This is a genomic window from Xanthomonas nasturtii, assembly GCF_001660815.1.
Lineage (GTDB): Bacteria > Pseudomonadota > Gammaproteobacteria > Xanthomonadales > Xanthomonadaceae > Xanthomonas > Xanthomonas nasturtii.
Genome location: NZ_LYMI01000009.1, coordinates 1 through 12851, shown reverse-complemented (window position 1 = coordinate 12851; position 12851 = coordinate 1). Strand labels below are relative to the sequence as shown.

Below are 12851 nucleotides of genomic sequence, written 5' to 3'. Positions count from 1 at the left end.
GCAGCGCCAGTCGGCCTCAACCTAGGCGAGAAGATGTAAGCGTTGCGCCTAGCCGGTGTCAGCGTGGCGTTAGTGCTGCGCTTGGTGACTGCGGCGCTGGCGCAGCAACGCATCGGAGAACACCGGCGACACCAGCGGGTCGCGGAAGTCCACGTTCTGGCCGTAGTACAGGTCTTCCATGATCGCCAGCGCGCCGCTCTTGTCCGGCAATAAGGCATCGAAAAGCCGCCGCCAAGCAATTGGATCAACAGCCGTTCGGCCTGTTCCGACGTGCGCATGCGCGGCTCCACCCGCAACACCGGCACGCCATTCCACTGCTCGGGCGTGCTCTCGACCGCGTAGCGCGTGCGCATCTCCGCAATCACGCCGGCGGCCCAGCGTTCGGTCTCGGCGCGAATGCCGGGCAGCTGCTTCAACAGCGTGGCGTTGTCGGCCTTGGCAAGCGGGTCGGCGCGTGCGACGTCGGCGGCCACGTGCGTGCGTGCGGCCGGGCTCAGATACTCAGAGACCGGCAGGTCGAACGCGCCGACATGCCGCACGCCATCGGATGTGGGTGCAGCGGGTGCTTGCGGCGCTGCCGCGCTCGCTTCGAACGCAAACGCAGTCGCCACCAATGCGAGCGTGCGCAATCCTTGTCGCCAATCACCTGTCATGCAGCGCCCTTCCAGGCGCTTTGAGCGAGGGAGGATAGCCAGTGTTTGGCAGCATTCGAGCGCAGCGCGCTGCATCGCTCACACGAGGCGGCGCATCACCTCATGCGTGCGTGGCGGCGCGCTCGGCCTGCACCTGGTGCACCGCCTGGATGGCCGAGCGGGTCAACGGGGCGGGCAAGGCATCGAGGGCGAACCAGCCGATCTCCAGCAACACCTGCGGCTCGCACAGCACGGCGTGTTCGGAGCCCTGGATGCTGGCCAGATACACCGGCGCCACCCAGTGTTGCGGCGGGTCCATGTCCGGCTCGAAGTGGCTAACCACGCACAACACGCGCTGCGGATGCACCTGCAGGCCGGTTTCTTCCAGCACCTCGCGCACCACCGTGGCTTCCACGGTTTCCATCCAGTCCACCTTGCCGCCCGGCAACCCCCAGTGGCCTTGCTCGGGCGCGCGCCCACGCAGCACCAGCAGCACATGGCCATCGGCACGCTGGATGAAGGCACCGCAGCCAACGCGCGGACGTAACTCGGTGGACGTGGGCATCACAAACGCTCGCAGACTCTGGCGCTTTAGTGTCCTAGATGTCGCGGCTGCGGGGAATGCTGGCAGGCAGGTTCGATCGCTACGCGCTCGGGCGTTTGAGGATCATCATGCATGCAGCAATCTCCGCGGCTTGCCGTGCGGCTGGGTGCACTGATCGCGGCGTGTCATTGATCATGCGCGATAACACCACCTTAGCGCCGCGTTGGCGAGGATGATCGGCCTGCGCGCCGTGCTGGCGCGCGTTCGTCGGAGGTGTGCATGTCTCGAATCCTGGTGATCGGCGGCCACGGCAAGGTGGCACGCCTGCTCACGCCGCTGCTGGTGCGCGGTGGGCATCAGGTGACCGCAGTGTTCCGCAATCCCGCGCACGAAAGCGACGTAATCGCCGATGGCGCCACCCCGGTGGGGTTCGACATCGAACATGCCGACACCGATGCCATCGCTGCGCAACTGGCCGGTCATGACGCAGTGGTGTGGTCGGCCGGCGCGGGCGGCGGCGATGCGGCGCGCACGTATGCGGTGGATCGCGACGCGGCCATCCGCTCGATGCATGCAGCCGAACGGGCGCGCGTACGCCGTTACGTGATGGTGTCGTATCTGGGTGCCGGGCTGGAACACGGGGTCGGGCCGGACGATGCATTCTTTGCCTATGCGCAGGCCAAGGGCGCTGCCGATGCGCACCTGCGCAACACCACGCTGGACTGGACCGTGCTCGGCCCCGGCCGGCTCACGCTGGATCCGCCATCGGGCCGCATCACCCGCGACCCGGGCAGCGACGCCGACGGCGGCGTCTCGCGCGCCAACGTGGCGCAGGTGGTCACCGCCGCACTGGCCACGCAGGCCAGCATCGGCAAGACGGTGGGCTTCATCGACGGCCAGACGCCGATCGCGCAGGCGCTGGCGCAGCTGGAATGAACGCAACACCCCTCGCAATGCGCACCGCATGCGTCAAGCGGCGCCGGCTAACGAATTCCTAAAGCCGGCGCCCGCATAGTCGCCAGCGCAGTCATTGTGGAGGTCGCTCATGTCCGCATTCGTCAGCCCGCGTCGTGCCGCCGTATCTGCTCGAACACGTGGCGCAGGCGGCGCCCGCGCATGCGCGCCAGTGCGCCGTGCTGTCGCGGCAGATCACCGCGCAGCTGCGGCGGCAGCGCGCGCTCGGGCTGCTGGCACGGGCCGACGCGCCGGCCGCAGACGCCCAGGCCGCCCAGGTGGTGCAGCGACGCATCTACGACGCCCGACAAGGCACCGCCCTGCCCGGCACGCTGGTGCGCGACGAAGGTGCAGCCGCCACCCAGGACGTGGCCGTGACCGAGGCCTACGACTACCTGGGCGCCACCCACGACTTCTTCCAGACGGTATACGGGCGCAATTCGATCGACGCGGCGGGCATGCCGCTGATCGGCACCGTGCATTACGAGCGCGGCTACGACAACGCGTTCTGGAACGGCGAGCAGATGGTGTTCGGCGATGGCGACGGCGAGGTCTTCAACCGCTTCACCATCGCCATCGATGTGGTCGGGCACGAGCTCACCCACGGGGTCATCGAGCGCACCGCCAACCTGATCTACCAAGGCCAGTCCGGTGCCTTGAACGAATCGGTGTCGGACGTGTTCGGCGTGCTGATCAAGCAGTACTCGCTGCGCCAGAGCGCCGACCAGGCCGACTGGATCGTCGGCGCCGGCATGCTGATGCCCGGCATCCAGGGCGTGGGCCTGCGTTCGATGCAGGCGCCCGGCAGCGCGTACGATGACCCGGCCCTGGGCAAGGATCCGCAACCGGCCACCATGGCCGGCTATGTCGACACGCAAGAGGACGATGGCGGCGTGCACTACAACTCCGGCATTCCCAATCACGCGTTTTATCGCGCCGCTGTCGCGATCGGCGGTGCCGCCTGGGAGAAGGCCGGGCGCATCTGGTACCGCGCACTCACCGGCGGCGAACTGGCTGCCGGTGCGGACTTCGCCACGTTCGCTGCGCTGACCGTCAGCGTGGCCAGCGCCGATGACGGTACCAGCAGCACCGAAGCCGCAGCGGTGCTGCAAGCCTGGCGCGATGTGGGCGTGCTCGCATGAGCCCGCAGCGACCACCGGTGGAGGCAGGCGTGACCCTGCGGCTGGCGCGCGAAGGTGGCGTGGCGGCGTTTCCGGCCATGCGCCGCGAGCGCCAGCTGCCGATGGATGCGCTGGACGATGCGCAGCGGCTGCGGCTGCGCGGCGTGCTGGACCAGTGCCTTGTGCACGCGCTGCCGCCCCCGCAGGCCGGCGGTGGCGACCGCCGCTATTTCAGCATCGCCTGGGATGGCGCCAGCGAGCCGCTGCGCATTCCCGAAGAACATGCGCCGGCCGAGATCGTGCGGCTGTGGAAGCAAGGCACGCTGTAGCGCAGGTCAGCGGCTGCATCGTCTGCTCGCATCACCCCACAGCAGCGCACACCGCACCGCGCCGCAAGCACCTGCTGCACAAACGAAGACACCGCGCGGTGCGCGGTGTCTGTCGGTAAAGCGAATGTGGTCCAACTGCGGATGCCTGCACCCTTTAAGCTGCCTAGATGCTCTAGGGCTGCACAGCTGGTGACGCATGGTGGGGCCCACCGCGTTAGCGTGACGTGCAGTGCGGCGGTCAGTATGAAGACACCACGCTCATCGCTGCACTGCACCACCTCTTGGCGTCACCACGCCATGCGGCGCGAGCCGCTAGTGGCCGTTGGCAAAATTGGCCAAGGCCATGCGGAAGGTACCGCCGACGTTCGCATGCAGTTGCTCGACGGTGCAGGTGAACCCGTTGGGCGGCAGCCACTTGGCCGCCGCATCGGCTTCGAGGAAGGCACGCTAGACCCGCTCTGGGCTGGCGCGTACGACGCGGTGCAGCGTGACGGTAGACATGGGCACTCGCTTGGGCAGAGGACGTGCCTGCGTGCTACCGAGGAACGCGGGAGTGCAGACATCGGCAGGCAATGCTACGTGCAGCAATGCCTGGCCCAGGCTGCGCTCGTCGGCGACGCGTCGGCCGGCTGCCCGACCCCTGCGATGCAGTGCCCGAGGCCGCTACAACCCGCGTTGGTTGCGCTGCGGCAGGTGCATCTGCCGGCCATTCGAAACCGGCACAGCGCGGGCTCACGTTGCCGCCGCGACCGGCTTCGCGGATAGTCGCCGCACTGATCGGACGATTTTTCCATGATGCTTGTGATTGTGTTGCTGCTCGCTGCCGGAGTGCTGGGCGCCGTTGCGCTCGCCGGGGGCATCTGGTGGTTGCTGGCGCGCCGTCGTGAGGCCGAGGCCGATACTATCGCCGCGCCCGCTGCCGACAACGCGCCCAGCGCGCACGCGCCGCCTTCGTCGATCACACCGAAGCAAGCGCCTACCGCGCCGCTGCAGCACCCAGCACAGCCGCCCGGCGCACAGCCGTTGCCGACCGAGCCGCCGCCGATGCGCGCGTTGTTGCGTCGCATGTATGCCGCAGTGATGGCCACGCCATCGCTGGCCGAGGGCAAGCTGCCGACAGACCCCGCCCAGGCTGCGGTGCTGGCCGCGGTCGGCGCTGCGCTGGAACATGTCGACCTGCGCCCGCAATTGCTGCCGCGCCGCCCGCACCTGTTGCCGCAGCTGATGCGTGCGGTGAACGACCCGGACGCCTCCGGTCGCGGCATCGCCGCCATCATCGCGCAGGACCCGGCACTGGCCGCCAACCTGTTGCGCATCGCCAACAGCGCGCTGTATCGCCCGCAAGGCGGCCCGCTGGAAAGCCTGGAGCGCGCGGTGGTGCATATCGGCACCGAAGGCGTGCGCCAGATCGTCGCTGCCGCCGTCATGCAGCCGGTGCTGAGCCTGGATGGCGGCCTGTACTCGCGCCTGCCCGCCGCCGTGTGGGATTACGCCCTGCGCACCGCCACCGCCGCAGCCGCCTACGTGCGCGAACGCGGCGGCGACACCTTGTCGGCACAACTGGCCGGCTTGCTGCAGGGTCTGGGCGCGGTGGTGATCCTGCGCGTGTTGCGCGACACCTACGCCGAGCGCCCCACCCTGCCCTACAACCTGGAGGTGGCCGCCGCCCTGGTCGAACGCCACACCGCGGCGGTGGCCAAGACCATTGCCACCGCCTGGGAGCTACCGCCACAGCTCGGCACCGCGCTGGACGAACAGCGCCCCGACCACGACACCACCCTGCTGGCCACCCCGCTCGGCCTGGCGCTGCGCTACGGCCGCCTCGCCGCCGCCCTGGCCATGCTCGCCCGCCACGGCGCCGAGCACGAAAACCATGCCCTCAACGTGCTGGCCACCCTGGAACCGGCCCGCGACGCCAATGCCGCACTCTGGCAACGGTTGGTGGCCGCCAGCGTGGAGTGAGTTGCTGCAATGCAGCTGCAGCGGCTTTACCGAAACAGCCAGCATCCGCCAATTGAGTTGCGTGTCGACCAACCATCCTGCACATTCCCACTCTGCTGCGACCCACGGCCTGTGAGCGATCAAAATGCGCGAATGGAATCCTGACGATGCACCTGGCAACCTCCACGGGCTGGCATTTGCCAAACATCTTGGATGGAAAATGCACTCACTGCACACGCATATCCAATCGGCGCGCGTTATTGCGCTCGCGGTCCTTTTATTCCTCACACCATTGACGGCGTGCACCATGCAAACAACACAAGACTTCGATGCAGCCATGTGGAAATCGCAACGCGGCGTTGATTTTGAAGACAACAAACGCATCTACATGGTGGGAGCGCTGAAACAGGTCATCCATGTGGGGATGCGCAGGGAAGACGTTATTGCGCTGTTGGGTCCACCCGATTATACGAAAGAGAGTGAAACCACCTCGACGGATGCATATTACCTCGGTATCTCGCCCTTCGCGGCTGATACAGAGAAATACACTATCCAATACCAGAACGGAAAATTGATCAGCCACCACACTGTGCAGGGCTAAGGAGAACAGCAAGGATGTCGGACAAACCTGATTTGGATCGGATCCGTAGCGAGTTTCAGGTGCAAGACGACGAGCTTATCCAGTATCACCCGCGGTTAGCGGGAAAGGTGGATATCCCGTTTTCGCCTTCGATGGATGTCACCAAAACCGAGGGGAAACTCTTGGACGAGATGACCTGGAGCAGAGGTCTGCAAGGCCTGTTCGAACTCAAGGAAACACACGATTTGGCTTTTCGCGAAAGCAAGCGGCACGTCCCAGACCAGCCAGTTCCCGACGGTATTCCAAAGGAACAAGCCCAGGAGTGGCAACTCAATGACGGGCACCGCGATGCCTTTCGTCATACCTATTGGAATGCACTGCTTGCCAAGGAATTCGGAAACGAATGGGCGCAGGCATTCGCCACCGCGCACGAGGGGAAGCCGGGCAATCCTGCTAGCCGCGAAGCAATGGACCTGTACAACAACCAGATCGGCAGAGGCATCGCCGCAGCCCACCCAGGCGCATCCAAAGAACAGCTTGCACAGCTCGTAGGCGAGGCAATGCAGGAAGGCAAGCTGATCCTCATGGATAACCAAGGAAATCTTGCTTGGAGTGATCAGGTGCAATTCGGACAGCATGGTCTATCACCTGAGGACACGATCCAGCCATATCTCCAGACACCCGCGGTCGTCCCTGCTGCGCCGCGTACGTCCGATTTTTTCGGCGCTGCTGGCCGGACAGACAATGCGCTGACGCCAGACCAGCCCGGCCATCCGCGTCACGCGCTACATCAGCAATGCCAGGCAGGCGTCGCCGCTCTAGGCGATCAATTCGGACACACGCCCGAGAACAACGCTTGCATGACGGCAAGCCTGACCAATCTCGCGGTGGCCAACGGTCTTGAGCGCGTCGACCATGTGATGCTGAGCTAGCAAGGCAAACACACCAATCAGGCACAGCATGTCTTCATCGTCCAGGGTGAACTCAGCGACCCCGCGCATCTACGTGCGCAGATGCCCGCAGCGCAGGCGATCGCCACGCCGGTCGACACCTCGTTTCGGGAGCTGGCGCTGATGGAACAGCGCACGCTTGCCCTGCAAGGCCAGCAACCTGTTACGCAGCAACACGATGAGCAGGTGAAGGCGCAGCGCGTTTAGCATCGAGAGTTGCGGGTGACTAGCGCACGTCTTGAAAGCTGCTCGAAGCACGCGCACGCACTACACACCTGCAAGTGCACATCTCCCGGATAAAAAACACCGGGCCACCCCAGAATGGCCCGGTGCCGAGCGAGTCCCGGCATCCGTCGCCGGGAAGAGTTGCCCCAGTGCCTTGCTCAGTGCCACTCCTTGCGAACGCGGCGCATGTCGCGTTGACGCGGTGACGATCACCTGCGTGCAGCAGGCGACGGTCCCCACCGTCGCCGCATGCACTGGCTTACACCTCCAGCACGCTTACACCTCCAGCACGGGGTCGGTGCGGCGGCCGGCGCGACCAGCGGCGAAGGCGATGCCGGCGCCCAGCAGCAGCAACACCAGGGTGCTCCAGGCAGCGCGCGAGACGCCACGGGCGGCCGCATCACCGGCCTGGCGGGCTTTCTGCTCGGCGGTGCGCTTGAGCGCTGCGTACTGCGCCACCGCCTTCTGGTAGCTCTGCGCATAGTTGTCGGCAATCTGCTCGGCTTCCGCGCGCGACTGACCGGTGCGCGCCACGATCAGGTTGATCAGGGCATCGCGGTCGGCGGCATCGATGGCCGGCTTGGCCTGGGCACGCACGCGGTCGAACCACGCGGCCAGTTCATCCGAGGCGGCCTGCGGCGTCTGCGCCACGTCGCTGGCGGTGGCCTTGCCGTCGTTGCTCACGTGTTCGGCCTGGTTCTTCAGGCGCTCGGGATTGAGCTCGGCCTTGCCGGTCTGGCGCAGCACCGTGTCCAGCTGGCCGCGCAGGTCGCCCCAATCCAGCGTGATGCCCTGCTGCTTCAGTTCTTCCTGCACGCCATTGCCCAGCGCCGGGGCGGCGGCGGCAATGCCCTGGCCGGTCAGCGACAGGCCCTTGCCGACCACACCCGATACCGCGCCCACCGCGCTGCTGGCCAGTGCGGCCACCAGCCAAGTGGTGATCAGCGAGGTCACCGCCCAGCTGAGCAGGCCGTGCAGGCCGCCACGCACGGTGGCCAGGCGGCCGGCGACAAACGCGCCCACCGCGATCGAGAGCAAGGTGCTCAACGCCAGCCAGATGCCGGCGCCGGTGCCCAGGCCGCTGACCGGGTTGGATTCACGCAGCGGGTCGATGGTGGATGCGCCGATGGCGGTGCCCAGCACGCTCAGCGTCAGATAGGTCACCAGCGCGAACGTGCAGCCGGCGAGCACGGCGCCCCAGGACATTCTGGGGGCCAGCGAGGAATGGCGAACGACCTGTGCCATGAAGTGTCTCACTGCGATTGGAAGGGGCGGCCAGTGTGCGAGCCGGGCCACCGCGCTGCCTGAGCCGAATGCACCAGTGCAACTAGCGCATTCGCGTCAGGCAGCCGCTACGGTGTGCCGCCACTGTTGGTTTTCATCGCCGTTGTTGCCTGAGGTAACCCCATGTCGTCAGCCAGTGAAGCGGCGCCGCCCAGCAGCCCGCCCAGTTCCACCAATCGCCGCCAGTTGCAGCAGATCATCACCGGCCTGAGCGAAGGGGTGATCCTGATCGAGCCGGACCAGTCGATCACCTGGGCCAACGACGCAGCCTTGGCCATGCATGGGGCAACCGAGGTGGCGGATCTGGGCGCCACGGTGAGCGACTACCGCGCGCGCTTCCAGCTGCGGTATCGCAATAAGCATCGCCTGAGCGCCGGCAATTACCCCATCGACCGCGTCATCGCCGGCGAGGTCTTCAACGACGTGGTGGTGGAAGTGTTTCGCGCAGACACCGACGCGCAATGGGTGCACCGCGTGCGCAGCCTGGTGCTCACCGACGCGCAAGGCCAACCGGATTGCCTGGTGCTGATCGTGGCCGACGCCAGCGATTGGGCCAGCGCCGAGCAGCGCTTCGAACGCACTTTCAACGCCAACCCCGCCCCGGCCTGCATCTGCCGGCTCGAGGACAAGCGCTATATCAAGGCCAATCAGGGTTTTCTGGAAATGACCGGCTACACGCGCGAAGCGGTGGTGGGCAAGAGCGTGTTCGAAGTGGATGTGATGGAAATGGCCGACCGCCGCGAGCTGGCGCTGGAGCGCCTCAATGAAGGCGCCACCATTCCGCAGATGCAGGCCGAGCTCAGCCTGCCCGACGGCACCACCAAACTGGTGGTGGTGGCAGGCCAGCCGATCGAAATCGGCGAAGAAGCCTGCATGCTGTTTACCTTCATGGACCTGGAACCGCGCCGGCGCGCCGAAGTGGCGCTGCGCCAGAGCGAAGAGCGCTTCGCCAAGGCATTTCGCATCACTCCGGTGCCCACGCTGATGTGCAATGCCGAAAGCTTGCAGATCGTGGAAATCAACGACGCGGTGTCGCAGATCACCCAATACGCCACCGAAGACATCGTCGGCCGGCCCATCGATGAAATCGGCCTGTTTCCCAGCCGCCAGGCGTATCAGCAGTTCTACCGTGCGTTGCAGGAAAGCGGCAGCATGCTCAATGTGGAATACGCCATTGCGCGCAAGGACGGCGAACAGCTGGATTGCCTGATTTCCGCAGAAACGGTGAGCATCCACGGCGTGCAGTGCTACCTGCTGTCGCTGATGGACATCACCGACCGCAAGCGCACCGAAATGGAACTGGTCACCGCCATCGAAGCGGTGATGCAGGACGCCTCGTGGTTCAGCCAGACCCTGCTGGAAAAGCTCGCCAACGTGCGCCGCGCCAACCGCCCCGGCCAGACCACCGGCTGCGGCATCGCCGAACTCACCGGCCGCGAGCGCGACGTGCTCGGGCTCATCGCCGAAGGCATGGCCGACAAGGAAATCGCACAGGAGCTCGGTGTTTCGCCCAATACGGTGCGCAATCATGTGGCGGCGCTGTATTCCAAGATCGACGTGCACAGCCGCGGCGAAGCCATCGTGTGGGCACGTGAACGCGGTTTCGCCGGCCGCAGCGCCAAACCGGCCACGCGCAAGAAGTAACTGCGTGCCGCTGGCGCGAATGCACTACCGCGGTTAGTGCATTCGCAACTGGGACATCCGGGTGCAAGCGCACATCATGCTCACACCGGCCCGCACAGACTGGACCGGTTCCCCAACTACGAGAGACATCCCATGGATAAGAACCGTATCGAAGGTACCGCCAAGCAGGTCAAGGGCTCGGTCAAGGAAGCCATCGGCCGCGTTACCGGCGACAAGAGCACCGAGTTGGAAGGCGCCGCTGAAAAGAACGTGGGCAAGGTGCAGGCCAAGGCCGGCGAAGTGGCCGACAAGGTGCGCGACGCTTCCAAGTAAGCATGGTGTATCGAAGAAGAGTGGCGCATCAAGTTCGCATGGTTGATCGACGCGTGCTGTCGAAAGCGCACAAGCAGTCATCGCAGCGTCTTCGTCAGGGGCGCTGTTGCCTGCGGTGTAGGCACTGTGACCTGCTGGCTTCGTGATTGGCGCCAACCTGTGTTGGCGTTGTTGCTGGCACCGCAGCTGATTGGCAGTGCGACGTTGTCGGTAACAACGTGTACCAGGTGACACGTGCCATGCCGCACCAAATACACAACAACGCCTCGACCAACTCGGGGCGTTGTTGTTTTCAGCCTTTAGCACGGACGTTTCTGAGTCTGATTGCGTACGTGCGCGGTTTCGCACATCCCTTGCTTATCGCATCCGACGATCCAACCAAGACCCTGCGCGGCGTCTCCCTTCTCCCCCCCCGGGAGAAGGTGGCCCGCAGGGCCGGATGAGGGGACGGGTGAAGCCTTGTGCACCGCTGCAACCCCTCCCACACTGTCGTCGTACGCGATGCCTGACAATTGGTCCAAGCTGACGCCGCTTTGCGCCGCCGCTTGGCTCCGATGTCAGGCCACCCCGTCCCCGCAAGTATGGATGCCTACCGCTATCCATTAAACTCACCCGATGCACCTGGCCGGTAAGACATCCATGCGATCCAGTACCGCACTCGTGGTCATCATCGTGGCGCAGTTGCTGGGCACCTCGTTATGGTTTTCTGCCAATAGCGCAGCCGACGATTTGATGCGGCAGTGGGACGTGGGAGCATCGGCGATCGGTTTGCTGACCATGGCCACGCAGGTGGGTTTTATCCTGGGCACATTGAGCTTTGCGCTCAGCGGGGTGGCCGACCGGTTTGCGCCCAGCCGCATTTTTGCCTGCTGCGCGGTAGCCGGGGCGACGTGCAATCTGGGCTTTGCTGTAGTTGCCAGCGATGTGACAACGGGGATGTTGTGGCGTTTTGCAGTGGGGCTGAGCCTGGCCGGTATCTACCCGATCGGGATGAAGCTGGTGGTGCAGTGGGCGCCGCAGCATGCAGGCAAAGCGCTGGCGTGGCTGGTGGGCATGCTGACGCTGGGCACGGCATTGCCACAGGGCATCAAAGCACTGGGCAGCGCGCTGCCGTGGCGAACGCCGATGGCGGTGGCGTCGGCACTGGCGGTCATTGCGGCGGTGATGATCCTGCGCCTGGGGCACGGCGCGGCTGCGCCGCAACGTGCTGGCGGCAAGCTGGCATTCGGTGCGGTGTTGCAGGCGTTTGCGTTGAAGGACTTTCGCGCGGCCACGTTTGGCTACTTCGGCCATATGTGGGAGCTGTATGCGCTGTGGACGCTGACGCCACTGCTGATCGCGCGTGCCGGGTTGGCGCAGGCACTTGGGCTAAGCACGGCCACGTTGGCGTTTACGGTGATTGCCGCCGGAGCGGTGGGCTGCGTGCTGGGCGGGCAGTGGAGTGCACGCATCGGCAGCGCGCGGGTGGCCGCGGTGGCGTTGCTGGTGTCGGCATTGTGTTGCCTGGTGTTTCCGTGGGTGGGTGCGCTGTCGGCGTATGCGACGCTGGCGCTGATGCTGGTATGGGGCGCCAGCGTGGTGGCGGACTCGCCGCAGTTTTCCGCATTGGCCGCGCGCGCGTGCCCGCCGGCCATCGTGGGCAGCGCGTTGTCGATGCAGAACGCCATTGGCTTTGCGATCACCGTGGTGGCGATCGGCCTGACCACGCGGCTGATGGAAACGCTGGGGCTGTACGTTGCGTGGGTGCTGCTGCCTGGTCCAGTGCTTGGGTTGGTCGCGCTGATGCCGTTGTGGCGCAGGCGGCCCGTACCATCGGCGTGATGTGAGGCAAGAAGCGAAAACCACGCACGGTGGGGCAATGTCCTATCCGGGAAGGCCGTCGCTGTTGGCACAAGAATGGCGCTAGCTGTTCAGTCCCGGCATTAGATGGATCGGGTCTACCTTGAACAAATCTGGTTCGGATGTCCACTGTTTGCAGATGAATTCATACGGTGTCAGACCCTTCAGGGCTTTGAGCCTGCGACCGTAGTTGTAGGCGTGGATGAAGTCGGCCAAATGCTGTTGCAGTTGTGCGTGATCGTCGGAATGGAAGCGTTTGACAGTGGCCTCCTTGATGGTCCGATTCATCCGCTCGACCTGCCCGTTGGTCCAGGGGTGCTTGACCTTGGTCAAGCGGTGTTCGATGCCGTGCTCCTCGCAGACTCGACCGAAAATGTGGGGGCAGGCATGGCGGTCGGAACTGCGGTTGGTGAACTGGATGCCGTTATCCGTCAGAACCGTGTGCAGGGTGTAGGGCACCGCCTGGATCACATTGCGCAGCAATTGCGCTGCAACC

The 12851-nt window shown here is 65.3% G+C and carries 11 protein-coding genes and 3 pseudogenes; 9 read left to right on the top strand and 5 right to left on the bottom strand.

All coding sequences use genetic code 11. The features are described from left to right. Positions 1-69: 69 nt before the first annotated feature. A complete protein-coding gene (locus A7D16_RS24515; RefSeq protein ID WP_239686944.1) occupies positions 70-210 on the bottom strand; it encodes a hypothetical protein in 141 nt (46 codons plus the stop codon). Positions 211-753: 543 nt separating this feature from the next. Next, entirely contained in the window at positions 754-1197 is a 444-nt protein-coding gene (locus A7D16_RS04290; protein ID WP_064630149.1) for an NUDIX domain-containing protein, read from the bottom strand. Positions 1198-1455: 258 nt separating this feature from the next. Between A7D16_RS04290 and A7D16_RS04285 the strand changes: the two genes are divergently transcribed. The 3 genes and pseudogenes from A7D16_RS04285 (at position 1456) to A7D16_RS04275 (ending at position 3580) form a co-directional block, all read left to right on the top strand. After that, entirely contained in the window at positions 1456-2112 is a 657-nt protein-coding gene (locus tag A7D16_RS04285) for an SDR family oxidoreductase (protein ID WP_064630148.1), read from the top strand. A 109-nt stretch (positions 2113-2221) separates the two neighbouring features. Continuing rightward, positions 2222-3272, top strand: a pseudogene (locus A7D16_RS04280) (M4 family metallopeptidase). Next, on the top strand, positions 3269-3580 hold the full coding sequence (locus A7D16_RS04275) for a protealysin inhibitor emfourin (RefSeq protein ID WP_064630146.1): 312 nt from the start codon (positions 3269-3271) through the stop codon (positions 3578-3580). Before A7D16_RS04280 ends, A7D16_RS04275 begins: the two are co-directional and overlap by 4 nt. A gap of 318 nt (positions 3581-3898) precedes the next feature. On the opposite strand, the pseudogene A7D16_RS04270 reads toward A7D16_RS04275, so the two are convergent. Further along, a pseudogene (locus A7D16_RS04270) lies at positions 3899-4168 on the bottom strand (SRPBCC domain-containing protein); the annotation flags it as partial. A gap of 204 nt (positions 4169-4372) precedes the next feature. Here A7D16_RS04270 and A7D16_RS04265 point away from each other — a divergent pair. The 3 genes and pseudogenes from A7D16_RS04265 to A7D16_RS04255 all read left to right on the top strand — a co-directional run bounded on the left by A7D16_RS04265 (position 4373) and on the right by A7D16_RS04255 (position 7258). Further along, positions 4373-5542, top strand: coding sequence for an HDOD domain-containing protein (locus tag A7D16_RS04265; RefSeq protein WP_064630144.1), 1170 nt, complete (start codon positions 4373-4375; stop codon positions 5540-5542). Positions 5543-5666: 124 nt separating this feature from the next. Next, a complete protein-coding gene (locus A7D16_RS04260) occupies positions 5667-6122 on the top strand; it encodes a hypothetical protein (RefSeq protein ID WP_147308489.1) in 456 nt (151 codons plus the stop codon). 14 nt (positions 6123-6136) lie between these two features. Then, a pseudogene (locus A7D16_RS04255) lies at positions 6137-7258 on the top strand (XVIPCD domain-containing protein). A gap of 294 nt (positions 7259-7552) precedes the next feature. Here the strand turns inward: A7D16_RS04255 and A7D16_RS04250 are convergent. Continuing rightward, positions 7553-8521, bottom strand: coding sequence for a hypothetical protein (locus tag A7D16_RS04250; protein WP_064630140.1), 969 nt, complete (start codon positions 8519-8521; stop codon positions 7553-7555). Between the two features lie 162 nt (positions 8522-8683). Here A7D16_RS04250 and A7D16_RS04245 point away from each other — a divergent pair, with 162 nt between their 5' ends. The 3 genes from A7D16_RS04245 to A7D16_RS04235 all read left to right on the top strand — a co-directional run bounded on the left by A7D16_RS04245 (position 8684) and on the right by A7D16_RS04235 (position 12337). Continuing rightward, positions 8684-10204, top strand: coding sequence for a helix-turn-helix transcriptional regulator (locus A7D16_RS04245; protein WP_064630138.1), 1521 nt, complete (start codon positions 8684-8686; stop codon positions 10202-10204). A 132-nt stretch (positions 10205-10336) separates the two neighbouring features. Further along, positions 10337-10516, top strand: a complete 180-nt coding sequence (locus A7D16_RS04240) for a CsbD family protein (protein WP_047693228.1) — start codon at positions 10337-10339, stop codon at positions 10514-10516. Between the two features lie 639 nt (positions 10517-11155). Beyond that, on the top strand, positions 11156-12337 hold the full coding sequence (locus tag A7D16_RS04235) for an MFS transporter (protein WP_064630137.1): 1182 nt from the start codon (positions 11156-11158) through the stop codon (positions 12335-12337). 81 nt (positions 12338-12418) lie between these two features. Here the strand turns inward: A7D16_RS04235 and A7D16_RS04230 are convergent. Beyond that, on the bottom strand, positions 12419-12851 hold a 433-nt coding region (locus A7D16_RS04230), incomplete at its 5' end, for an IS481 family transposase (protein ID WP_064630136.1).

Coding starts and splice junctions, on each gene's coding strand:
- A7D16_RS04240 (WP_047693228.1), top strand. CDS start 10,337: ATGGATAAGAACCGTATCGAAGGTACCGCCAAGCAGGTCAAGGGCTCG.
- A7D16_RS04275 (WP_064630146.1), top strand. CDS start 3,269: ATGAGCCCGCAGCGACCACCGGTGGAGGCAGGCGTGACCCTGCGGCTG.
- A7D16_RS04260 (WP_147308489.1), top strand. CDS start 5,667: ATGCGCGAATGGAATCCTGACGATGCACCTGGCAACCTCCACGGGCTG.
- A7D16_RS04265 (WP_064630144.1), top strand. CDS start 4,373: ATGATGCTTGTGATTGTGTTGCTGCTCGCTGCCGGAGTGCTGGGCGCC.
- A7D16_RS04250 (WP_064630140.1), bottom strand. CDS start 8,521: ATGGCACAGGTCGTTCGCCATTCCTCGCTGGCCCCCAGAATGTCCTGG.
- A7D16_RS04290 (WP_064630149.1), bottom strand. CDS start 1,197: ATGCCCACGTCCACCGAGTTACGTCCGCGCGTTGGCTGCGGTGCCTTC.
- A7D16_RS04245 (WP_064630138.1), top strand. CDS start 8,684: ATGTCGTCAGCCAGTGAAGCGGCGCCGCCCAGCAGCCCGCCCAGTTCC.
- A7D16_RS04235 (WP_064630137.1), top strand. CDS start 11,156: ATGCGATCCAGTACCGCACTCGTGGTCATCATCGTGGCGCAGTTGCTG.
- A7D16_RS04285 (WP_064630148.1), top strand. CDS start 1,456: ATGTCTCGAATCCTGGTGATCGGCGGCCACGGCAAGGTGGCACGCCTG.